Source organism: Veillonella montpellierensis DSM 17217 (assembly GCF_000426745.1).
Classification (GTDB): domain Bacteria; phylum Bacillota; class Negativicutes; order Veillonellales; family Veillonellaceae; genus Veillonella; species Veillonella montpellierensis.
Genome location: NZ_AUFY01000012.1, coordinates 56,707 through 79,792 on the forward strand (window position 1 = coordinate 56,707; position 23,086 = coordinate 79,792).

Annotated in this window: 28 protein-coding genes and 1 riboswitch; of the genes, 27 read left to right on the top strand and 1 reads right to left on the bottom strand. The window is 34.7% G+C overall.

The window, feature by feature from the left end; translation table 11 throughout:
* Nucleotides 1–38: 38 nt before the first annotated feature.
* Nucleotides 39–353 carry a hypothetical protein gene (locus K357_RS0104800; RefSeq protein WP_244869378.1) on the bottom strand — a complete coding sequence of 105 codons (315 nt, stop codon included), beginning with the start codon at nt 351–353 and terminating at the stop codon, nt 39–41.
* A gap of 83 nt (nt 354–436) precedes the next feature.
* On the opposite strand from K357_RS0104800, the gene cobU reads away from it, so the two are divergent.
* From cobU to tnpA, 27 genes are all read left to right on the top strand, one after another.
* A complete protein-coding gene (gene cobU / locus K357_RS0104805) occupies nt 437–1,012 on the top strand; it encodes a bifunctional adenosylcobinamide kinase/adenosylcobinamide-phosphate guanylyltransferase (RefSeq protein WP_028257699.1) in 576 nt (191 codons plus the stop codon).
* Nucleotides 1,005–2,528: a cobyric acid synthase gene (locus tag K357_RS0104810; protein WP_028257700.1), complete on the top strand. Its 1,524-nt coding sequence runs from the start codon at nt 1,005–1,007 to the stop codon at nt 2,526–2,528. Before cobU ends, K357_RS0104810 begins: the two co-directional genes overlap by 8 nt.
* The gene (cbiB, locus tag K357_RS0104815; protein ID WP_081658406.1) at nt 2,528–3,553 is read left to right on the top strand and encodes an adenosylcobinamide-phosphate synthase CbiB; all 1,026 of its coding nucleotides are present in this window, start codon (nt 2,528–2,530) and stop codon (nt 3,551–3,553) included. The genes K357_RS0104810 and cbiB overlap by 1 nt, the downstream gene beginning before the upstream one ends.
* Nucleotides 3,550–4,293 (top strand): adenosylcobinamide-GDP ribazoletransferase, encoded by a 744-nt coding sequence (gene cobS / locus K357_RS0104820; protein ID WP_028257702.1) that lies wholly within the window; start codon nt 3,550–3,552, stop codon nt 4,291–4,293. The genes cbiB and cobS overlap by 4 nt, the downstream gene beginning before the upstream one ends.
* 194 nt (nt 4,294–4,487) lie before the next feature.
* A complete protein-coding gene (locus K357_RS0104825) occupies nt 4,488–5,366 on the top strand; it encodes a GHMP family kinase ATP-binding protein (RefSeq protein WP_028257703.1) in 879 nt (292 codons plus the stop codon).
* A gap of 121 nt (nt 5,367–5,487) precedes the next feature.
* Nucleotides 5,488–6,609: a threonine-phosphate decarboxylase CobD gene (cobD, locus tag K357_RS0104830; protein WP_038113621.1), complete on the top strand. Its 1,122-nt coding sequence runs from the start codon at nt 5,488–5,490 to the stop codon at nt 6,607–6,609.
* Nucleotides 6,587–7,216, top strand: coding sequence for an alpha-ribazole phosphatase (gene cobC, locus K357_RS0104835; protein ID WP_028257705.1), 630 nt, complete (start codon nt 6,587–6,589; stop codon nt 7,214–7,216). The genes cobD and cobC overlap by 23 nt, the downstream gene beginning before the upstream one ends.
* 15 nt (nt 7,217–7,231) lie before the next feature.
* On the top strand, nt 7,232–7,924 hold the full coding sequence (locus K357_RS0104840; RefSeq protein WP_028257706.1) for a pseudouridine synthase: 693 nt from the start codon (nt 7,232–7,234) through the stop codon (nt 7,922–7,924).
* 74 nt (nt 7,925–7,998) lie between these two features.
* Nucleotides 7,999–9,072, top strand: coding sequence for a M24 family metallopeptidase (locus K357_RS0104845; protein ID WP_028257707.1), 1,074 nt, complete (start codon nt 7,999–8,001; stop codon nt 9,070–9,072).
* 14 nt (nt 9,073–9,086) lie between these two features.
* Nucleotides 9,087–9,644, top strand: coding sequence for an elongation factor P (gene efp, locus K357_RS0104850; RefSeq protein WP_028257708.1), 558 nt, complete (start codon nt 9,087–9,089; stop codon nt 9,642–9,644).
* 146 nt (nt 9,645–9,790) lie between these two features.
* Nucleotides 9,791–10,195: an Asp23/Gls24 family envelope stress response protein gene (locus K357_RS0104855; protein WP_028257709.1), complete on the top strand. Its 405-nt coding sequence runs from the start codon at nt 9,791–9,793 to the stop codon at nt 10,193–10,195.
* A 7-nt stretch (nt 10,196–10,202) separates the two neighbouring features.
* Nucleotides 10,203–10,559, top strand: coding sequence for an Asp23/Gls24 family envelope stress response protein (locus K357_RS0104860; protein ID WP_162138912.1), 357 nt, complete (start codon nt 10,203–10,205; stop codon nt 10,557–10,559).
* Entirely contained in the window at nt 10,552–10,962 is a 411-nt protein-coding gene (gene nusB, locus K357_RS0104865) for a transcription antitermination factor NusB (RefSeq protein ID WP_038113624.1), read from the top strand. The genes K357_RS0104860 and nusB overlap by 8 nt, the downstream gene beginning before the upstream one ends.
* Nucleotides 10,959–11,909 (top strand): Kae1-like domain-containing protein, encoded by a 951-nt coding sequence (locus K357_RS0104870; protein WP_028257712.1) that lies wholly within the window; start codon nt 10,959–10,961, stop codon nt 11,907–11,909. The genes nusB and K357_RS0104870 overlap by 4 nt, the downstream gene beginning before the upstream one ends.
* A 5-nt stretch (nt 11,910–11,914) precedes the next feature.
* A complete protein-coding gene (gene xseA, locus K357_RS0104875) occupies nt 11,915–13,132 on the top strand; it encodes an exodeoxyribonuclease VII large subunit (protein ID WP_038113627.1) in 1,218 nt (405 codons plus the stop codon).
* Entirely contained in the window at nt 13,116–13,322 is a 207-nt protein-coding gene (gene xseB, locus K357_RS0104880) for an exodeoxyribonuclease VII small subunit (protein ID WP_028257714.1), read from the top strand. Before xseA ends, xseB begins: the two co-directional genes overlap by 17 nt.
* A gap of 37 nt (nt 13,323–13,359) precedes the next feature.
* Nucleotides 13,360–14,238: a polyprenyl synthetase family protein gene (locus tag K357_RS0104885; protein WP_028257715.1), complete on the top strand. Its 879-nt coding sequence runs from the start codon at nt 13,360–13,362 to the stop codon at nt 14,236–14,238.
* 1 nt (nt 14,239) lies between these two features.
* Nucleotides 14,240–14,716, top strand: a complete 477-nt coding sequence (locus K357_RS0104890) for a divergent PAP2 family protein (RefSeq protein ID WP_028257716.1) — start codon at nt 14,240–14,242, stop codon at nt 14,714–14,716.
* The gene (locus K357_RS0104895; protein WP_028257717.1) at nt 14,713–15,519 is read left to right on the top strand and encodes a TlyA family RNA methyltransferase; all 807 of its coding nucleotides are present in this window, start codon (nt 14,713–14,715) and stop codon (nt 15,517–15,519) included. The genes K357_RS0104890 and K357_RS0104895 overlap by 4 nt, the downstream gene beginning before the upstream one ends.
* A gap of 9 nt (nt 15,520–15,528) precedes the next feature.
* Nucleotides 15,529–16,410, top strand: a complete 882-nt coding sequence (locus K357_RS0104900) for an NAD(+)/NADH kinase (protein ID WP_028257718.1) — start codon at nt 15,529–15,531, stop codon at nt 16,408–16,410.
* Nucleotides 16,407–17,012 (top strand): tRNA 5-(aminomethyl)-2-thiouridylate-methyltransferase MnmM, encoded by a 606-nt coding sequence (gene mnmM / locus K357_RS0104905; protein WP_028257719.1) that lies wholly within the window; start codon nt 16,407–16,409, stop codon nt 17,010–17,012. Before K357_RS0104900 ends, mnmM begins: the two co-directional genes overlap by 4 nt.
* A gap of 134 nt (nt 17,013–17,146) precedes the next feature.
* Nucleotides 17,147–17,602 carry an arginine repressor gene (gene argR / locus K357_RS0104910; protein WP_028257720.1) on the top strand — a complete coding sequence of 152 codons (456 nt, stop codon included), beginning with the start codon at nt 17,147–17,149 and terminating at the stop codon, nt 17,600–17,602.
* 3 nt (nt 17,603–17,605) lie between these two features.
* Nucleotides 17,606–19,285: a DNA repair protein RecN gene (recN, locus tag K357_RS0104915; protein ID WP_028257721.1), complete on the top strand. Its 1,680-nt coding sequence runs from the start codon at nt 17,606–17,608 to the stop codon at nt 19,283–19,285.
* A gap of 142 nt (nt 19,286–19,427) precedes the next feature.
* Nucleotides 19,428–19,595: riboswitch (Lysine riboswitch) on the top strand.
* Nucleotides 19,596–19,691: 96 nt separating this feature from the next.
* Complete coding sequence (dapB, locus tag K357_RS0104920) at nt 19,692–20,489, top strand: 4-hydroxy-tetrahydrodipicolinate reductase (protein ID WP_028257722.1); 798 nt, start codon at nt 19,692–19,694, stop codon at nt 20,487–20,489.
* 138 nt (nt 20,490–20,627) lie between these two features.
* The gene (locus K357_RS0104925; RefSeq protein ID WP_028257723.1) at nt 20,628–21,659 is read left to right on the top strand and encodes an aspartate-semialdehyde dehydrogenase; all 1,032 of its coding nucleotides are present in this window, start codon (nt 20,628–20,630) and stop codon (nt 21,657–21,659) included.
* Nucleotides 21,660–21,694: 35 nt separating this feature from the next.
* Nucleotides 21,695–22,573, top strand: coding sequence for a 4-hydroxy-tetrahydrodipicolinate synthase (gene dapA, locus K357_RS0104930; protein WP_028257724.1), 879 nt, complete (start codon nt 21,695–21,697; stop codon nt 22,571–22,573).
* A 337-nt stretch (nt 22,574–22,910) separates the two neighbouring features.
* A partial coding sequence (gene tnpA, locus K357_RS0104935; RefSeq protein WP_038113632.1) for an IS200/IS605 family transposase occupies nt 22,911–23,086 on the top strand: 176 nt, incomplete at its 3' end.

Genomic DNA, 23,086 nt, shown 5'->3' on the forward strand with positions numbered 1-23,086 from the left:
TGTGATACAGTATGAATGTAAAACAACTAGTGAAATGCTTAGTGTGGTTTATTTAACATATCTTCAGGACTAGGGTAGAAAAAGAATACGTTGGGAATTTGATATTGGAATTTTTCTCTCAATAAGGCAGAAAATGTTGTTTCAAAACTAATAATTTCTGAAGAGGACAAGATCGAGTCTTCTACAAGTGCTAATAATTGTGCTTCTACTGAGGGCGCATTTTCAGGCAGTAGTTCTTTATCAAGAGGCAGATTTACGATGACACGCACGGTGGCGATATAATTAGTCTCAGGATCTTCTACCATAACTCTATATGTATTTTCCCATAAAGTGGCCATTAATTTGATTTTCATATTCATTATTTCCATAGCAATACTCCTTTATTTATTCTAGTTACATAATACTGAAATTTACATATATTGTATAGGTGATTTCTATGAATAGTCATATTATATTGTGTTCTGGCGGTGCTAGAAGTGGTAAAAGTGAATTTGCAGAATCTCTGGCACTTTCACAGAATGGTAGAAAAGGTTATATCGCAACAGGACAAGCCTTTGATGAAGAAATGAAGGATAGAATTTCTAAACATAAAGCTAGAAGAGGCACTTTATGGAACAATTACGAGATCCCTTTACATATTACAAAATATTGGGATACAGTGAGTGCTGATTGTGATATTATATTGATTGATTGCTTAACCATGTATACATCTAACTATATTTTTGACTATGGTTCCTTAGAAAATCAAGCTGCTTGCAATGAGGTGGAATCAATTATTATGAAAGAAGTTGATGCTTTATTGGGGCAGATTAGAAAAGATGGGAAGACAGCAATATTTGTTACAAACGAATTAGGCTTAGGTGTGGTACCAGAAAATAAATTAGCTCGGTATTTTCGTGATATTGCAGGACGTGTTAATCGGCAAGTGGCAACAGCAGCTGATCAGATGTATTTTACAATTAGTGGCATAACGATAGAATTAAAAGCACAGGAGGTTACAGTCCATGGCTAAAAAACTTATGTTTCAAGGAACGAGTTCTAATGTAGGAAAAAGTATTTTGTGTACGGCACTTTGTCGTATTTTTTATCGCAAGGGACTTAAGACAGTTCCTTTTAAAGCTCAAAATATGGCACTCAACTCATATGTAACTAAATGGGGCGATGAAATTGGTCGAGCACAAGTAGCACAAGCTGAAGCGGCTGGAATTGAACCTATTGTGCAAATGAATCCAGTTTTATTAAAGCCTACAGGCAATCAATCTTCACAAGTCGTATTAATGGGCAAGCCAGTTGGCGTATTTAGTGCTAAGGAATACCATACACAATACTCATTAACTGCACTTGATAAAGTTAAAGAAAGTTTAGCATTTTTAGATGCTAATTACGATATGATTGTCATTGAAGGAGCAGGTAGTCCTGCAGAAGTCAATTTGAAAGCAAATGATATTGTTAATATGCGTATTGCAAAAATTACACAGGCCCCTGTTATGCTTATTGCTGATATTGATCGTGGTGGTGCGATTGCTTCTATTGTAGGCACGTTAGAATTATTAGAGCCAGAAGAACGCGATTTAGTTAAGGGTATTATTATCAATAAATTCCGTGGAGATATTAATTTATTAAAGCCCGCTTTAGATTTTATTGAAACAAAAACAGGCAAAAAGGTAGTAGGTGTAATCCCTGCTATTGATAATTTGGATATTGATGAAGAAGATTCAGTAGCTTTAGAGAATAAAAAAGCAGTTGCTAATAATGACATTCAAATTGCTGTATTACAAACGCCAAAAATTTCTAATTTTACTGATTTTGATGCATTAAATTATGAACCAGATGTAACAGTTCGATATATTGGACATGGTGATATGATTGGACACCCAGATTTAATTATTCTACCAGGCTCTAAGAATACATTGGCAGATTTAGATTATTTGCGCACGACTGGATTAGCAGATGAAATTATTAATCTGGTGAAAGCTGGTACGCCTGTCATAGGGATTTGTGGCGGTAATCAGATGCTTGGTACTATGTTATATGATCCTGAGCATATGGAAAGTGATATTACTGAAATTGAGGGATTAGGATTATTGCCTACAGAAACTACTATGAAACACCATAAGACTACGCATCAAGTTAAGTTTGATGTGGATGCATTGACTTTTTTAGGCCATACATATCATGGAAAAGACTTAAAAGGTTATGAAATCCATATGGGTGATACAGTGATGACGAATGATAGTGCTACACGTTGCTTCTCTATTACATCGCGTAGTGATAAACCTGTAAATGTTATTGATGGGTTCATTAGCGGTGATGGCCATGTTATGGGAACTTATATACATGGGATATTTGATAATGATGGTATACGTAGATTTATTATTAATGCCTTACGTATACGGAAAAACCTCTTACCGTTAGATGAAGTATTTCACTATTGGGAACATAAAAATAATGCTTACAATCGGTTGGCGGATATAGTGGAAAGTCATATTGATATGGACTATATAGAATCATTATTGGAGAATGATTAATGGCATCTATAGGAGAATTTTTTACGAATATTACAGGGACTACAGCATTTTTATGGTATATGGAACATACCTATTGTTTTATACCAATGTGGGCATTGCTATTAGATGCACTGATAGGAGATCCTAATAGTAAATATCATCCTGTTGTGGGAATTGGAAAAGTTATTTCGTTTTATGAAAATTTACTATATATGAGATCTGATACACCTAAGAAAAAAGTAATGTATGGTGGTATTGCAGTATGTATGACATTGCTAACAGTAGTTATTATCGCAACTATCCTTATATATATTGCCAGTTTAATTGCAACGTGGGCCTCGTATATTGTTCAAGTTCTATTGGTGTATATATCGATCAGTCCTCGCTCTTTGGCGGAAGCTGGATATCGTATTGCTACATTACTTAAAAACAATGATATTGAACAAGCGCGGGTTCGTGTTGGATGGATTGTAGGACGTAGGACCGATGAACTTGATGAAAGTGAAATTACTCGCGCTACCATTGAGACAATTGCTGAGAATACTGTTGATGGGATCGTATCTCCTTTATTGTTCTTTGCTGTATTTGGACCTGTAGGCGCTATTTTTTATAGAGCGGCCAATACATTAGACTCTATGATCGGGTATAAAAATGAACGATATATTTTTTTCGGTCGTATAGCAGCAAAATTTGATGATTTCACTAATTATATTCCAGCACGAATATCTTTTATATTATTAGTGATAGCCGCATACATTTGTGGATTTGACTATAAACAAGCATGGAAGTTGGGATTAAGAGATGCTCATAAGCATCCAAGTCCTAATGGTGGTTATGCAGAAGCACCTGTTGCAGGGGCATTACATATTCGACTGGGTGGATATAATCAGTATTTTGATACAGTTACATTTAGAGAGTATATGGGTGAGGCACAAGAAATTATGCGTGGCATTCATATTTATCGTACTATACGATTAATGTACACGGCTTCAATATTAGCAGGTATACTTTCAATAATCATTGCATGTGGGGTGGTATCATTATGAATTCATTTTTTGTAGGACTACAATTTTTAACACGTCTAAAAATTGTGAATCAAACGAATTGGGAAATGCGTGATTTTGGTAAAAGTGTAGTATCTTTTCCATTAGTAGGCTGTATTATTGGTTTATTTACGTATCTTGTGTATGTTTTGTTATATAACTATATTCCTCATCAATTATTAATGGTCTTACTCGTCATTTTTGAGTTTCTTTTTACTGGCGGTCTTCATGCTGATGGGTTCATGGATACTTGCGACGGCTTGTTTTCCGGAAGAGATAGAGAACGAAAGCTAGAGATTATGAAAGACAGCCGTATTGGATCTAATGGGGTAGTAGGATTTGTTTTTTTAGTACTATTAAAATGGCAACTGTTGGTGTCTATACCTCACGAATGGATGCTATTAACTTTGATAAGTCTTCCTCTGTTAAGTCGTTATACTATGTGCTTCAGCATTACTGCGTATCCCTATGCACGTCCACAAGGTATGGGAAAGGCTTTTGCTGAATTTGCCCCTAAATACACATTGCTGTATACAACAGTAATGGCGTTTATGCCTGCGTTTTATTTTGGATTAGCTTATGGGATTATGTTTATTAGTGCTATTGCTATTAATATCATATTAAATCGTTATATAGTAAAACATTTAGGTGGCACGACAGGGGATACATATGGATTTGTAACAGAACTAACAGAATTACTGTTATTAGTTGTTGTTATTGCTAGTATGACTATAGGCTTATAACAACTTGATAGAATTAGTAGCTTATATTGTATGGATATACATGCTTGATAATACTGATATATTCTTTGATGAATCGAAAAGTATGAAATTCATGCCTTCAAACTATTAGCAATGTCTATGAAAACGGCTTATAAAGATAATGTGTAGTTATTTTAATTTCTAGTAATATTATGTATAGAAAAGGAGAGCTAATTGTGACCTACCATGTGCGGGCACCAGGAACCTGTGGAGAATTCATACAAGGTTCTATGCAAGGGCAATCCTTTTTGGTAACTTGTCCGATTAACAGATATTCATATGCTATGAGTGATGTGTCATATCCATTAAAACGTTCTATGTGTGCCTTACAACCTAAAGCGTATTTGGCCTATGAAAGAACGCTAGAGTATTTAGAGATACAGCCGGAACAGTTTTCTCCCATATATGTGCGGTCTGATATTATACAAGGAAAAGGAATGGCATCTAGTAGTGCAGATATCAGCGTTACAGCTATGGCGACAGCATTGGCATATGGTCGACGTTTATCTATGAAAGAATTGGAAAAGATATGTTTGTCTATTGAGCCTACAGATGCGTCCTTTTATCCTTCCATCATACAATTTGATTATCAATCAGGTCGGATCTCAAAGTCTTTAGGCGTGTGCCCACCTATGAAAATAGTTATTTTCGATGAAGGGGGTACGATAGATACCGTAGATTTTAATAAACGCACTGATTTATCTGCATTGATTCGAGAAAAAGAGCCTTTTATAGAAGAAGCCATTAACTATTTTATTCAAGGATTAGAATTACACGATATATCATTAATTGGGCAAGCAGCAACAATTAGTGCTTTCGCTAACCAGAGAATATTACATAAACCTCATTTATACATATTTCATGATATCGGAATTCGTTATAAGAGTGTTGGTACTATTATTGCACATAGTGGTACGATTATGGGACTACTATTTCCTAATGATTATAGTGGTATTGCTGATTGTATTTATGAAATTAAGCAGAATCTACCCACATTAACGTATATTGACACGGTAGAAACAACATGTGAGGGAATTACATTTGTAAAACGATAGATGTATTGACAGCGATTAGCTAGAGTTATTACAATAAAATTATTGCTAAGATGATAACGTAGTAGAATATGTGATTTTATTTATAGAAAGGAGTCCGATAGGAATATCGGACTATTATTGTATGACACAGAAAGTTCATGGCGGTAATATTTATCAATTTGCTAAGAATCATAACATTGCACCACAGGATGTTATTGATTTTAGTGCCAATATTAATCCTCTTGGGGCTAATAAAAAAGGCGTTGACATGATGAAGTCTCAGATTGATATGATTACCCATTATCCAGATCCAAATCATAAGGAATTACTAGATGTAGCAGCTCAGTATTATAAGATAGATCCTTCTATGATTGTAGCTGGCAATGGGGCAGCGGAAATTTTATCTGCTATTTGTCGATTGCCAAACTATACAGGAGTTATGGTGCCAGCACCAGGTTTTTCTGAATATGAATCTTCGGCTAGTATGGCTCATATGGAAGTAGCACCTATTTATTATAAGTGTAATGAAGATGAGAAAATTTTTGAGGTTCCCTATACGGCACTTAAGTCATTTGCCGCTAAACTACATGGACAAGACGGAAGAGTCATTCTTTTTTTAGGAAATCCGAATAATCCTGACGGTACTCTATTAGATATTGATCAAGTTGATGAGTTAGCTCGTATATATGATTATATTGATAGCTTGTTGGTTATTGATGAATCATTTATTGACTTTACAGATGGAAGCCACAGTGTACGGCAATTAGTGAGAAAGCATGATAACTTAATTGTTGTGCATTCGTTAACTAAATTTTTTGCTGTACCAGGGTTGCGAATAGGATTAGCTTTTGCAAATACTTCATTGACCAGACAAATACAATCATTAATTCCCACATGGTCCGTAAATTCATTAGCACAAGTATATGCTATTGAGGCATTACAAGATATATCTTATAGTCAAGCTACGAAGGAATATATTCGACAGGAAAAAGAACGGATGTATGACGCATATAACGCTCTGCCAGGTGTAGTGGCTTATAAGCCTTCTGTTAATTTTATGTTGATTCATTGGCAACACAAGAAGGTTACCGTAGAAGATTTAAAAACATTCTTAGAAGATCATCAAATATTGATACGTAGTTGTGATAATTTTTATGGATTAGGTAATGATTGGTTTAGAATTGCTATTAAATCAGTAGAGCTGAATAATAGATTGTTGATGACAATTAAGGAGTTTATGAATGAATACAATTTATTTGGTTAGACATGGGGAAACGGAGTGGAACTATACAGGAAAATATCAAGGACAAACTGATGTACCGTTAAATGAACGAGGTATTTTACAAGCACAACAATGTTCTTTGGCAATGAACGAAATTACATTTGATAAAGTGATTTGCAGCGATTTGAGTCGCGCATATATTACAGCTAAAATGATTGTTGGAAGTAGGAATGTAGACATCGTAAAAGATAAGCGGTTGCGAGAAATTAACTTCGGCGCATGGGAAGCGTTAACATATAAAGAGATTGATGCTAAATGGCCTGGAGCCATTGAAGAAATGTATCGTCATCCTGAAAGATTACGCATTCAAGGCGGAGAAAGCTTTCAAGATGTGCAAGAACGTGCATGGCAAGCATTAGAAGAAACCATTCATACCACTCAGGATGGAGATACTATATTAGTAGTGGCTCATGGAGGAACGAATCGCACTATTATTTGTAAATTACTAAACTTGCCGTTGGATTATTCTTGGAATTTAAGTCAAGGTAATACTGGTATTAGTCGATTATTTTATTATGGTATGGGTGCAGAGGATCATAATATTTTAAATATGTTAAATGATACTAAGCACATTGAAAATAAATTGTAGTAGAGAAAGCCTTATATGAGAATTGATAAATTTTTAGCGAACAAAGGATTAGGAAGTCGTAAAGACGTTCATAGACTATTAAAAAGTGGTGTGGTTAGAGTCAATGAAGTTGTAGTTACTAAAAAAGAATACTCTATTACTCCTGCAGTAGATCAAATTACTGTTAAGGGAGAAAAAATATCGAATACCTTACAATACTATATAAAATTTCATAAACCAAAAGGATATATAACAGCAGTAGAAGATAGCGATCCTGTAGTTATGGATATATTACCAAAGGAATTCAAAAAAATGGGTGTTTTCCCAGTAGGACGATTAGATAAAGATACAGAAGGATTATTGTTACTCACTAATGACGGGCAGTGGGGACATCGTGTGATTCATGGTAAGAAACATATACCTAAATGCTATTACTTTGAGTATGATGGGAAGTTAACAGATGTAGGCGTTCAGCGTATTCAAGAAGGAATTACATTGGGTGATGGTACACAATGTAAACCAGCAGACATTCGCTTATTGGTGCATCAGGCTGGATATATTACTATTGAAGAAGGTAAATATCATCAAGTAAAACGTATGATTAGTGCAGCAGGGGGGACTGTTTTATATCTTAAACGAGTATCAATAGGACCTATTGATTTAGCTGGTATTGAGACAGCCGGATCGTACCAAGTATTATCAAATGAGGAGATACATTGTTTTGATTAATCGATAGAATATCTATTCAAATATACTTTTTTATGGTATTATAAAGTGAACTTTGTTCAGATAGGAGTTATCACATGAATGGATTACAACGATTGCAATCATATCTAGTTCAGAAGGATTGCCATGCTATGCTGATTACTAGCCCTACTAATCTTCATTATTTTGCAGGGTTTACAGGAACAACAGCAGTAGCCTTTGTTACGCCAAACCAGGCTTTTTTATTTACTGATAGTAGGTATACAGAACAAGCAAATAAGCAGTGTCAAGGGTATGAAGTAATTCAATATACTAATTCCATATGGAGTTCTATATGTGATGTGATACGTACCAATGATATTCCTATTAGCCTATGTGGTATTGAAGGAAATCAGTTGCCAGTCAACACGTATGAAACAATTTGTGAATCGTTCGATGATAAAGTTACATTTACATCGATAGATCTTACTGCATTGCGGCAAGTTAAAACAGAGAAAGAGCTAATATATATGCGTAAGGCTGCAACTATTGCGGACGAAGCATTTACTGTGCTTTTACAGTCGTTACAAGTTGGTATGACTGAAAATGAGGCACGCATTATATTAGAAACAGAAATGTTGCAACGTGGTTCGCAGGAACCATCATTTGCTACCATAGTAGCTTCTGGTTATCGATCTAGTATGCCACATGGTGTTGCTAGTGACAAGGTCATTGAAATAGGCGACTTTGTTACTTTTGATTTTGGAGCAGTGTATGAAGGATATCATTCTGATATGACACGTACAATCGTGATGGGACAAGCATCATCATTGCAGAAACAATTATATGATGTGGTGTTACGGGCGCAAACAAAAGGTGTAGAGTCTGTTCATGTAGGGCAGACTGGTGCAGAATTGGATGCAGTTTGTAGAGAATCAATTAAAGCAGATGGATATGGGGAGTATTTTGGTCATGGTACAGGACATGGAGTAGGTCTTGACATTCATGAATTGCCAGTAGCATCGCCACGATCTGAATCTGTTTTTGAGGCAGGAATGATAGTCACCATTGAACCAGGTATATATTTGCCAGGTACTATTGGATTGAGAATAGAGGACAGTGTTATTGTTACGTCGCAAGGTTGTGAGGTGTTAACACATAGCCCTAAGAATTTAATAGAATTAGGTATTTAAATGGAGGTATTTTAATGATTTCTAGTAATGATTTTCGCCCAGGTACAACAATTGAAATTGACAATAATGTATGGCAAGTCGTAGACTTTCAACATGTTAAACCAGGTAAAGGCGCAGCGTTTGTACGGTGTAAATTAAAAAACTTACAAACTGGAGCTGTAGTAGAACGTACATTTAATGCAGGTGAAAAAGTTCCTAAAGCACATGTTGATCGTCGTCGTATGCAATATTTGTATGAAAGTGATAATACTTATACATTTATGGACAATGAAACCTATGATCAAGTTGAATTAACTCTTGAACAATTAGGAGATGCAAAAAACTTTTTATTAGAAAATATGGAAGTAAGTATTATGTTCTTCCAAGGTATTGTTATTGGTCTTGATTTACCAGTTGCAGTAGAACTTAAAGTAATCGAAACAGAACCAGGCATTAAAGGAGATACAGCGACTGGTGGTAATAAACCAGCTGTATTAGAAACTGGTTATACTGTTAAAGTTCCTATGTTCATTAATGTTGATGATGTTCTTCGAATTGATACAAGAACAGGACAATATATTGAACGTGCCTAACGCTGAAGTTTTCAGATATAGTATATAGGCAATCGCTCTTTACCAATGGATTTATATCCTATATATGTGTTATTATTAAAAGCATTTGTCTATTTGTTAGCATACTGTAGGCAAATGTTTTTTTTTAGAAAGGGGAGCGAAGTAATATGGCAGAACGAGCTATCTATTTAGAAGAAGGCAAAATAAAAATTAATGAAGATGTATACGCAACGATTATTACTAACAAAGCTTTGGAGACTAAAGGGGTAGCTGGGATGAGTGGTACTTTTAGTGATGAAGTAGCTAATTTGTTAGGACGAAAAAAAACGAATGAAGGCGTGAGTATATCTTTCGAAGAAGATGGTGCTCTATGTATTGATATGTATGTGATTGTAAATTATGGGTATCGTATTCCTGATGTGGCATTACGATTACAAGAACGAATTAAAACAGCTCTTGTTGATATGACTGAAGCTAAAGTAGAACACATTAATATTTTTGTGCAAGGATTAGTATTTAATGATTTGTCACAGACAATCATTAAGGAGCAGCAAGATGAAACAACAAAATAAGTCAATTATGTCAAAAATACATGTTACTGATAGGGAAATACTGGATGTAGCTACAAAAATAGTAACTAATATGGATGAAGTTCATTCATTAAGTACAAGGCTTATTGATGATGTTATGGATGGTATTGGTCAAAAATTTGGAAAGAAATCATTACCAGGATTAAATTTAAAGCATCGTAAAGAAGGATTAGAAATTAATTTATATTGCAAGGTTTTTTATGGGTATCAGTTAATTGATGTATCTAAACATATACAACGTAATATTCGAACAAAATTAAAAGAAACGTTGGGATTAGAAGATGTTAAAGTAGATGTTCACATTGAGGGCTTAGTAACAAAACAAGAGGAGTTTCATAATGAGTAATAGTAATAAACGAAATCGTAGGCAAGCAAGACAATATGTCTTTCAAACACTCTATGCTAATGAATTTCATAATACAATCGATGAGATGGTATTCCCTGAAGGATACAAAGATGGGAGTATGGATGCCACATATGTGAAGAATACGCTACAAGGTATAGTAGCACATATGCAGGATATTGATATGTGTATGCAATCGTTTTTAAATAAGCGTCGCGTAGAACATTTAGATAGGATTGATCGAGCAATTTTACGATTGGCTATTTATGAAATTAAATTTTCTGATGATAGATTAGCACCTTCTATTATTATTAATGAAGCGGTTCAGTTAGCACAGTCTTTTGCATCCACATCATCATATCGATTTATTAATGGCGTGTTAGATAGTATAGTGAAATCAAAATGAATCATTATTATTTAGGCATTGATACGAGTTGCTATACGACTTCTTGTGCTATTGTTGATCAAGAAGGTAATCTCATTGGCGAAGCACGTCGATTATTACAAGTTAAATCTGGTGCATGTGGATTACAGCAATCAGAAATGGTATTTCAACATACACGTGCATTACCAGATCTTATAGAATCACTAACCTTGGATGGATCTATTAGTGCTATAGGGGTTAGTGCGTTTCCTAGACGTGAGGATAATTCTTATATGCCAGCATTTTTAGTAGGGTTAGGACATGCTAGGACATTGGCTCATATATTAAAAATTCCGTTATATCGATTTTCACATCAAGAGAATCATATTTTAGCAGCACTACGTCAGATTAAATCTATTCCTATGGAACCATTTTATAGCTTACATGTATCAGGTGGAACTACAGAGTTATTATATTGTCAATATGATACATCAGGTTGCTTTCATACAGAATTAGTGGGAGGCAGTTTAGATTTACATGGAGGACAATTCGTTGATCGCGTAGGCGTGGCTTTGGGCTTTCATTTCCCTGCCGGTCCTATGATGGAGAAAGCAGCAAATAAGGCATTTACCTATGCTCCACTGCCTTCATCTGTAAAAAATGGACATATTAGTTTTAGTGGCCCTTATAGTGAAATGATGCGTCGCATACAACGATGCAAAGCGACAAATGAAATGGCACTTTCTGTATTTAAGTGTATTGCAAAGTCATTAGATAAAATGATTTCATATCATGTACAACAGAGGCCAGCTTTAACTCTAGTTGCTGTAGGAGGTGTTATGTCGAATCAATTTTTACGGCATCAATTAGAACGTACTACAGGAAAATTACATATGAAACTAGTTTTGGCAGATGCTAAATATAGCTGTGATAATGCTACGGGCAATGCATTTGGAGCTTCTTTACTCCATCAAGCATGTGGAGGATAATATATATGGAACATATATTTTCTATAACTAAATTAAATGCTTTTATCAAGCGTACATTAGACAAAGAATATGTACTTAAAAATGTGTATGTAGTAGGTACTATTGTAAATGCTAAACATCATAGCAATGGACATTTTTATTTCACTTTGAAAGATGAAGAATCAGCGATTGATGTGACACTGTGGAAGAGCACGGCCATACAAAAAGGCCTAGTTAAGCAAATTGAAAATGGCTTGCTAGTTACTATGAAAGCCTCTATTAATTTTTATAGTAAAACAGGACGATTACACTTGATTTGTCAGGATATGCAAGTGGGTGAAAAAAGTAGTATTCAACTCGAGTTTGAAGCACTGAAAAAAGAATTATCCGCACTTGGTTATTTTGATGATGATCATAAGAAAGCATTACCTACTATGTCTACTTGTATTGGCATTGTAACATCTCAATCTGGTGCAGTATTGCATGATATTTTGCATGTAAGTAAACAAAGAAATCCTCTGATTCCATTTAAGTTGTTTGCTGTACCAGTGCAAGGGGATAAGGCTGCTATTAGTATAGCAAAAGGAATTCAACGAGCCGATAAAGATAAGGACATAGAATTAATTATTGTTGGCCGTGGTGGTGGAACACCGGAGGATTTATGGTGTTTTAATGCTAGACAAGTTGTAGAAGCAATTTATGAATGTAAGACGCCCATTATTTCTGCAGTAGGCCATGAAACTGATTATACTCTTTGTGATTTTGCTGCTGATGTAAGGGCTGCTACACCAAGTCATGCGGCAGAAATGGCAGTGTACCCATTGCGTAGTTTACAAGAACAATTAGATGCAAAAGAGATGTATTTACACAATCATATAGGTAATGTATTGTCTGAAAAAAAACGACAATTAAGTGCTATATTTAATCGAAAACTTGGTATTCCTGCATTAACTTCTATTCATCAAGAACAAAAACGATTGCAAAATTATAAAAGTACATTGATACAATTAGTGACTACAGAAGTAGATAGTAAAAAAAATCAATTATTTACGATAGGCAAGCAATTAGAATTGCTTAACCCATTACATTTAATGTTGAAAGGATATAGTCGTGTTGAATCAAAAAATCATGTGATTACTTCCGTAGATACCATATCAGTAGGTGATTCTATCAACATTACCTTATGTGATGGGAGTGTACAGACACGCGTTGAGGATATAAAAAGATATGACAACAACAATTAAAAACTATGAAAAAAAGTATGCTGCATTAGAATCAATTGTACAAACATTAGATAGAGATGATTTATCAATTAATGAATTGTTAATAAATTATAAAAAGGGATTAGTACTAGTTAAAGAATGTACTAGCATACTAGAAAATGTAGAAGATGAAATTCAACAGATTATTGAAGAAGTAAAAATTACAGAATAGTGATATATAAAATTACTGTAATAATTGAAAGGACATTATGATAGCAAACTATTTAGCAAAGGGTAAGAAGTTTGTAGAAGCAGAATTAGCAACGTTGTTAGCATCAGAAATTCCAGAATATAGTCGATTATATGAATCTATGAATTATAGTTTATTACAAGGAGGAAAAAGAATTCGTCCTATTTTAACCATGGCGGTATTGGAATCGTTAGGCGAGGATTATAAAAAATATACAGAATTCTTATGTGCCTTGGAGTTAATACATACATATTCTCTAATTCATGATGATTTGCCAGCAATGGATAATGATGATTATCGTCGAGGACACTTAACCAATCATAAAGTGTTTGGCGAGGGAATGGCTATTTTGGCTGGCGATGGCTTATTGACATATGCTTTTGAGTTGTGTACAAAAAATAAAGTAGTATCTGCACAAATATGCAAGGAATGCATTGGAGTACTAGCTGCTGCAGCAGGGCCAAATGGTATGGTTGGTGGACAAGCATTTGATTTATTAAGTGAAGGTAAGCATATTCCTTTAGAAGAATTAAAGATTTTGCATAGAGGGAAAACAGGTGCTTTATTTTCTGCCGCTGTAGAACTAGGATTAATTTTGGGGCAAGCAGATGCATCTACCAAAGAAGAATATCGTATTTATGCAAATTGCTTAGGATTATTATTTCAAATTACTGATGATATATTAGATGTGGTAGGAACGGTAGAAGAACTTGGCAAGACGCCGGGGAGTGATGAACGACAAGATAAATCTACCTATGTATCATTGCTGGGACTAGAAAAAGCTAGAGCAGAAGCAATAGACGTAGCGAATATGGCTAGTCAGGCACTGGATAATACTACCCATGATACTAGGATATTAGAGGCGTTAGTAACGTATTTAGTAGGTAGGTCAAATTAATATGGATACGATAATAGTATTATTTCATAATTATGTAGCACAAAGTGCTTTTTGGGGATGGTTTGGGGCACAACTCCTTAAATTTTTTATTACATTAGTAAGATATAAAATATTTTCATGGGAACGGTTAGTTGGATCAGGTGGATTTCCTAGTTCTCATACATCCTTTGTTATTGCCACTACCACATCGATAGCTATTAAGAATGGTGTGGATTCTGATATTTTTATTTTAGGTGTTGTTTTATCCTGCATTGTTATGTATGATGCATCGGGGGTGCGCAGAGAGGCAGGAAAACAAGCACAAATTTTAAATCAATTAATTCATTATTTTAAAAATAAGCAGATTCCCGTACGACTAGATGGGGCTACATTAAAAGAATTATTGGGACATACACCATTTGAAGTATTCGGAGGCCTTATGTTAGGTATACTTATTGCATGTATTCAATATTTTGTAGTTTATGGTGGTGCTATATGAGTACGAAAGAACGATTAGATATAGTATTAGTGAATCGTGGTTTATTTGAAAGTAGAGAAAAAGCAAAAGCTGCGATTATGGCCGGTCAAATTTTTATGGACGAGTCCATACGAATTGATAAAGCGGGAACGAAGGTTCCTGTAGATGCTAATATTGTTATAAAAGGTAATACATTACCCTATGTTAGTAGGGGCGGTTTGAAGTTAGAAAAAGCGATACATTTATATGATATTGATTTAACAAATGCGGTTATGATAGATATCGGAGCTTCTACGGGTGGATTTACTGATTGTGCATTGCAAAATGGAGCGAGTAAAGTCTTTGCTATTGACGTAGGATATAATCAATTAGCTTGGAAACTACGACAAGATTCACGCGTTATTAACATGGAAAAACAAAATATTCGTTCTGTTACACCAGTCCAAATAGGCGAATTAGCAGATTTTATTTCTATTGATGTGGCGTTTATTTCATTGGACAAAGTATTACCAGTAGCCGTTCATTTATTAAAAGATACAGGCTCTATGGTGGCATTGATTAAGCCACAATTTGAAGCTGGAAAAGATAAAGTCGGTAAAGGTGGCATTGTTAGAAATCCGATGATTCATAAAGAGGTATTGTCGCGTATTTTATCAGTTGCTAGTCAATGCCATTTGTATTTACAAGGTCTTACATTCTCTCCCATCAAAGGCATGGAAGGAAATATCGAATTTTTAGGTTACTTTACAAAGAATGAAGTGGGTGCATTACCAATTACTGATGAACTAATTCAATCAGTAGTAGATAAAGCACATACATTATAGGAGAAAAAAATGCGAATTGGATTTTTTCCTAATATGGGAAAGCCTAATATTATAGAAATACTGAATACAGCATATAGAATTTGTAAGGATAATGATATCGAAGTGTATATTCCTGATGATATTGAGGAGTATAATTTAGTAAATCTCTTATCCATACCTACTTCTCATGTGCTAAGAAAACCAGATATTTTTAAACAATTGGATATGGCGTTTAGTTTTGGTGGAGATGGAACAATTATCCATTTAGCTCGTCAAATATACCCATATAATGTACCGGTTTGTGGTATTAATTTAGGGGAACTTGGATTTTTAAATCAAATTGAATTAGAACAAATGACATCGCATATTAAAAGAATCGCTAATGGAGAATATGTGATAGAAAATAGAGGCCATTTACATGCGAAAATTCAAGGACCAACAGGTACACAAGAATTAGTACCGATTATTAATGAATTGGTTGTTACACGATCTGAACCAGCAAAAATGGCACGTATTAACTTAGCTATTAATGGGGGCCATACGCAAATGTATCCTGCAGATGGCTTGATTGTTGCATCGGCTACGGGATCTACTGGTTATAATTTATCGGCAGGGGGGCCTATTATGGCACCGGATAATCGATCCATCATTGTGACACCCATAGCACCACATTTATTACAAAGTGTGTCAATGGTATTAAAAGAAAGTGCCCAGATTGATATCACTATGCCTAGCAGAGAGAAGCAGTTGCATATTTGTATTGACGGCACCTTTGAGTATAACTTTTCTAGAGAAGAGATATTGCATATAGAATCGAATCCAGTATATTGCCGATTTGTACGTTTTGAAGATCAGAAATTTTTCAGTACACTTTTTAAAAAGTTATCGGCAAGGCGGGATGAATTATTATGATTAATGTTAATCATGCTGTTCAATTTCAACATTGTATTTGGGATGAATGTATTGTTGATGCTCAGGTAGTTATTGATGCAACTTGTGGAAATGGGAATGATTTACTATATGTATGTGAAAAGGCATCTAGGCTAGATAATAGAAATTGTGAATTTATAGGAATAGATATTCAAAAAGTAGCAATTGAAACAGCAAAAGCCAAGCTCTCTATAGATCAACATAGTTGTAATCATAGGACTGACGCGAAGAAAGTGACACTGTTAGTAGGTTCCCATGATATTCTTATTGAACAGATTGGGCACAGAGGAAAACGATTTGATTTGGTTTTATTTAATTTAGGATATTTGCCTGGAGGAGATCATACAATTACCACTCAAATTGAGAGCACCTTAGCAGCTATTTCAAGTAGCATGAAATATTTATCTACGAATGGTTATGTGACAATTGTAGCTTATCCTGGTACGACATATGGGCAATCAGAACAAGAGGCGGTAGAAGATTTTTTATCACAACAGTGTCAGAAGCAATTTGATATTGCTATGTGGAAGCCAATCAATCAAATTAATCGGCCACCTCAACTATACATAATAAAAAGACGCTAATTTCATAGATAATACATAGAAATGTAGTTACCTATGTATACATAGAAATGTATAAAAAATCGTACTTTTATACATTTCTATGTGATATAATTAAAAATAATAGCATTGTGGTTAATATCATAAAAGGAGCCATTATGAAACGTTACCGATATAACAAAATTAAAGAAATCGTGCAATCTCATTCTATTGAAACACAAGAAGAATTGGCAGCCGCTTTATTGGCTGAAGGAATTGAGGTTACACAAGCAACTGTATCGAGAGACATTAAAGAATTAATGTTAATAAAAATTCCTACAGGTGATGGACATTATCGTTATGCTCTATCGCCGGAGGAAAATATTGTTTTATCTAGAAGTCGTATTAATCGTTTATTTCAAGACTCTATTATTAAGGTCGATAATAGTTTGAATATGATTGTACTTCATACAATTCCTGGATCGGCTCAATCAGTAGCATTTTCTATTGATCATGCAAAATGGTCAGAGATTATCGGTACCTTAGCGGGTGATGATACAATTTTATTGATTGCTAAAACAGTAGATGAAGTGCCAACAGTATTAAAACGTATTGCTGAATTAATGAAGGATTAATCTATGCTATTGCAAATGGGAATTCGAAACTTTGCTTTGATTGAGCAGATGAGAATCAACTTTCGTGAAGGAATTACTATTTTTACAGGAGAAACAGGCTCTGGAAAATCTATTTTGATGGATGCTTTTAGCATTTTATTGGGAGAACGAGCTAACAGTGAATTTATTCGCTATGAAAAGGATAGTTTTATTATTGAAGGTGTTTTTGATATTTCCCATAATAAAAGATTACTAGAGGTGTTGGATAGCAAGAATATTTTAGTAGAGGACGGACAACTTATTTTATCTCGTTCTTTCAATCGACAAGGAAAATCCACAATTCTTGCGAATGATCAACCTATCCCCTTAAAGGCGTTAAAGGAGATTGGACAGTATTTAGCGGATATTCATGGTCAATATAGCAATCAATTATTACTAGATCCAACTACGCATCATGAGTACCTGGATACCTATACGGAAGAAGCAAAGCAAGCTTATGAGAAGTATCAATCCTCCTATACAGTATATAAAAATGCTAAATGCAAGGCGGATCATTTGACAGAAACTATGGCTGAACGAGCTAGAGAGCTAGATATATTACGCTTTCAAATTGATGAAATAGAAGCGGCTGCTTTAGAGCCTGAAGAAGATATATCTATCAGGGATGAGTTAAAAAGGCTTGATAGTTTTGAATATATTAATAAGGTAGTATCATCGTGCTATCATGCATTTTATGAGGGAGAAACACCTTTGTTAGATGTTATAACAAGTATTCAAAGTGAAATACAAGGTGTCATAAAATATGATGATCAACTTGCTACTATATTAGAATTGATGAATTCTGCCTATGTTCAATTAGAAGAGGTAGCACAATCACTAGATCGATATGGTGATACGATTAGCTTTGATGAAGAGCGATATGTGTATTGTCAAGAACGGGACTCTTTGTTATATGCATTGAAGAAAAAATATGGGACAACCATTGAAGAAATACAAGCATATGAAGAGAAGGCACAATCTCGTTTAGAAGAGTTGGAAAAAGAAACGTATGCACAAGAGACTCTGGAAGAAGAGTTAGCATTGGCAAAACAACAGGCAGAGACTAATTTACTTGCCTTATGCGCTATCCGCCAGAAGAATGCTGACTCGATTGCAAAAGCATTACAAAAAGAATTGTCTATTCTAGGGATGGAAAAAGCACGATTAGAATTTTCTATCGACTGTGATCATAGCTTAACTGCGTTAGGAGCTAACTCGATTGAGTTATTATTCTCAGCAAATACAGGAGAGGTTTTATTGCCTTTGCATAAAGTTGCATCTGGTGGTGAATTGGCGCGGATTGCCTTAGCTTTTAAGTCTGTATTTAGTGATAATATGCATAAAACACTAGTTTTTGATGAAATTGATGTTGGTATCAGTGGTGATATTGCATTACGTGTGGCGGAACGAATACAAAATCTATCTAGCCATAATCAGATATTTTGTATTACCCATTTGCCGCAGACTGCAAGTATTACATTACATCATTATCATTTGTCGAAAATGGAAAAAAATGGACGTACGTATTCTACAGTGAAAGAACTTGATAAAGAGGAGCACTTACGGCAAATAGCATGCATGATGTCTGGTAAAAATATTTCTCATACAGCTATGGAGACAGCTAGAGAACTGATGGAACATTTTGCTATTTCTTCTAAATCTTGATTAGTATTTACATATGCAGGTGAGACAGAATAATTTTCTAATTATTCTAATAGGTGTATAAAATTATAGTCGGATAGTTGAGTATGCTTATATTTGACTTATATGAAAAATACACGTATACTAATTACATTAGAATATCATATACGGAGATAGAGGCGCGAGATGTAATAGTAATTTTGTGGAGTTTGGTAAGCAGAGAAGCATAATAAAAGGACTGATCGCCGAAGTGATAATTATACTAACGATTATTGCTGGTTATATACTTAATAGGTATGTGACTGTCATCATTTGATGGAGTGCTAACTCATTGTTCTTGCATTATTTTTATTCTCGTTATAGGAGAATAAGTAGTATATAGAAAGATCAGTGGATAACACCGCTGGTCTTTTTTTTAGGAGGCGTTATCATGATTAAAGTAATGGTGTCAGGTGCGGGCGGTAAAATGGGAAAAGAAGTAGTAAAAGCCGTACATGATGATAGTGAACTTACATTAATAGGGGGGATTGATCCAAAATTAGCTGGCCGTGATATCGGTTCAGTGGCAGGGATAGAACCTTTACACATTGTAACTTCCCCATCATTAAAAGACGCTTTATCTCATGAGAAACCAGATGTGATAGTGGATTTTACATCGCCAGCGGTTATTTTTGAAAATGCGAAACAGATTTTGTCTGCTGGTATACATTTGGTTATTGGTACTACAGGCCTTACAGAAGAAGAACGGACTGAACTTGATCGTATTGCTAGGAAAAATGGTGCCAATTGTCTTGTGGCTCCAAATTTTTCCTTAGGGGCAGTGATGATGATGAAGGTTTCATCTGAATTAGCACCATACTTCCCAAATGTAGAGATTATTGAATTACACCATAACCATAAATATGATGCGCCATCGGGTACATCTATTCTAACGGCTAAATTGATTAATGAAGCCAAAGTAGCAGCTCATGTTACTGCGGCAGAAGATTTAACAAAAGAAAGTTTACCTGGTGCAAGAGGTGCCAAAGTCGATGACATTACTATTCATAGCGTGAGGTTGCCTGGGTATGTAGCTCATCAAGAAGTTATTTTTGGCGGATTCGATGAAACATTGACCGTTCGTCATGATTCTTTGAGCCGTAAATCTTTTATGCCTGGTGTTGTATTAGCTTGCAAAAAAATAAGTTTATATCCAGGATTAACCTATGGATTAGAACATTATTTATAATTAATGCATTAGGACATTTATTATATCGGACGTATTATAGACGCTTGTTCTATATAGTAGTAGTAACGATATATTGAAATAGTAAGAACCATAGTTTATATAAGTAGGATATGTGGTAATTAAAAAAGAGGGATAGATATGAGGAAACCAAATGTTGCCATTTTAGGTGCTACCGGTGCTGTAGGGGCGGAATTTATTACATTAATTGAAGAACGCAAATTTCCATTTAATACATTAAAGTTATTAGCATCAGCTCGTTCAGCAGGGACTACACTTTTGGTTAATGATAAAAAGTATATAGTAGAAGAGGCAAAACCAGAATCGTTTGAAGATATTGATATTGCTTTATTTGCAGGTGGATCCATTTCTAAATCTTTAGCAACAGAAGCAGTAAAGCGTGGTGCCATTGTTATCGATAATTCTAGTGTATTCCGTATGGACCCAGAAGTACCATTGGTAGTGCCAGAAGTTAATCCAGAAGATATTGATAAGCATAAAGGAATTATTGCTAATCCTAATTGTTCTACGATTATTATGGCATTAGGGTTAAAGCCTTTGCATGATTTATCTCCTATTAAGCGTATTGTTGTTAGTACTTATCAAGCAGTATCTGGAGCGGGTAAAGAAGGGTTAGAAGAATTAGAAAAACAGGTAAGTGCATCTGTCAATCATGAGCCAGTAGTAGCGAATATATTGCCAACTACTTCTTGCCCTAAACATTATCCAATTGCGTTTAATGTGATTCCTCAAATTGATATATTTTTAGAAAATGACTATACAAAAGAAGAAATGAAAATGGTTTATGAAACACAAAAAATATTCCACGATGATACAATTCAAGTTGTACCAACTACTGTACGAGTTCCTGTGTACCGTTCTCATTCAGAATCTGTATTAGTCGAAACAGAATCATCTGTTAGTGTAGAGGATTTTAAAGCTGCTTGCCGTACATTCAAAGGTTTGCAGGTAAAAGATAATCCGATGGAACAGATATATCCTATGCCATTATATACATCTAATCAAAATGATTGTGAAATTGGACGTATTAGAAAAGATTTATATAATGAAAAAGGAATGAATTTTTGGATTGTAGGTGATCAAATCCGTAAAGGTGCCGCCTTAAATGCGTTGCAAATTGCAGAGTACCTTATTAAGAAACAAAGCTTTTAATAGATGAAGAGTCTATAGACTTAGGGAGGCTAAGGATGAAAACTTTTGGTCGTGTAATAACAGCTATGATTACACCGTTTTGTCAAGATGGAACAGTAGATTTTGAAGGAAGTGTACAGTTAGCCAATTATTTATTAGATCATGGATCAGATGGATTAGTAGTATGTGGTACAACTGGTGAAAGCCCTACAATTTCTGATGAAGATAAATTGCTATTATTTCAACGTATTGTAGAATCTTGTGGCAAGAAAGGTACTATTATTGCTAATACAGGCACTAATAGTACGCAACATAGTGTAGAATTTACGAAACGCGCTAGTGCTACTGGAGTAGATGCGCTTATGGCAGTTGTTCCATTTTATAATAAACCGAATCAAGAGGGTCAATATTTACATTTCAAAGCTATTGCAGAAGCTTCAAGTTTACCAATTATGATTTATAATGTACCAGGACGGGTAGGAACATCTATTACAGCTAATACGCTAGCACGTTTGCATAGAGAATATCCACATATATGTGCCATAAAAGAAGCTAGTGGTAATTTAAATCTTGCTTCTGAAATTAAATATTCTTTGCCAGATAGTTTTATGATGTATAGTGGTGATGATGGGTTAACATTACCTTTATTGTCTGTTGGTGCTTGTGGTGTTATTTCTGTTGTATCGCATATAGCAGGTACAAAGATGAGTAATATGATTCAAGCCTATGAAGAAAATAGAGGCCTAGATGCTGAACGCATTCATCGAGAACTAGTTCCTCTTTTTAAAGCCATGTTTATAACTACGAATCCAATTCCTATTAAATATGCGGTTCGAAAAATGGGATTACCAGCAGGTCCTTTTCGCTTGCCTATGTGTGAACCTAATGACGCAGAAGCGGCGGTTATTGAATCTGCTTTAGAACCATATAAATGAGTAGTATGACACTGGATATAGAATATTAGATTGTATGTATGGTATAGAGTTTTATTATATAGAGACTATGCATTATGATTCTTTATAAAAAGCGCATTACAGAAAAATTTTATTAAGTTCTATAGTTATGAACAGATACTATTAAGTTACTTTTTAGGAATGAGTTTGGTATTCTACTGAACTCATTCCTTTTAATTGTACGCCGAATAGGCATGATTAAACCCCCAGTTAAACTGGGGGTCAGTCAAATTTCTTAGAGAAAAGGAAAGAACCTCCTAGTGATAAAATGAAGTTGGTCTGGCAACCACAACATTTCAACATAGGAGGTTCAATGTCAATGAATGACGTAAAAAGCTTATCACATAGTAAATGGAGATGTAAATATCATATTGTTTTTGCTCCAAAGTATAGAAGGCAAATAATTTATGGTCGGATAAAAGTTGATGTAGGTAAAATTCTAAGAGATTTAAGTAAGAGAAAAAATGTAGAAATTATCGAGGCGGAATGCTGTCC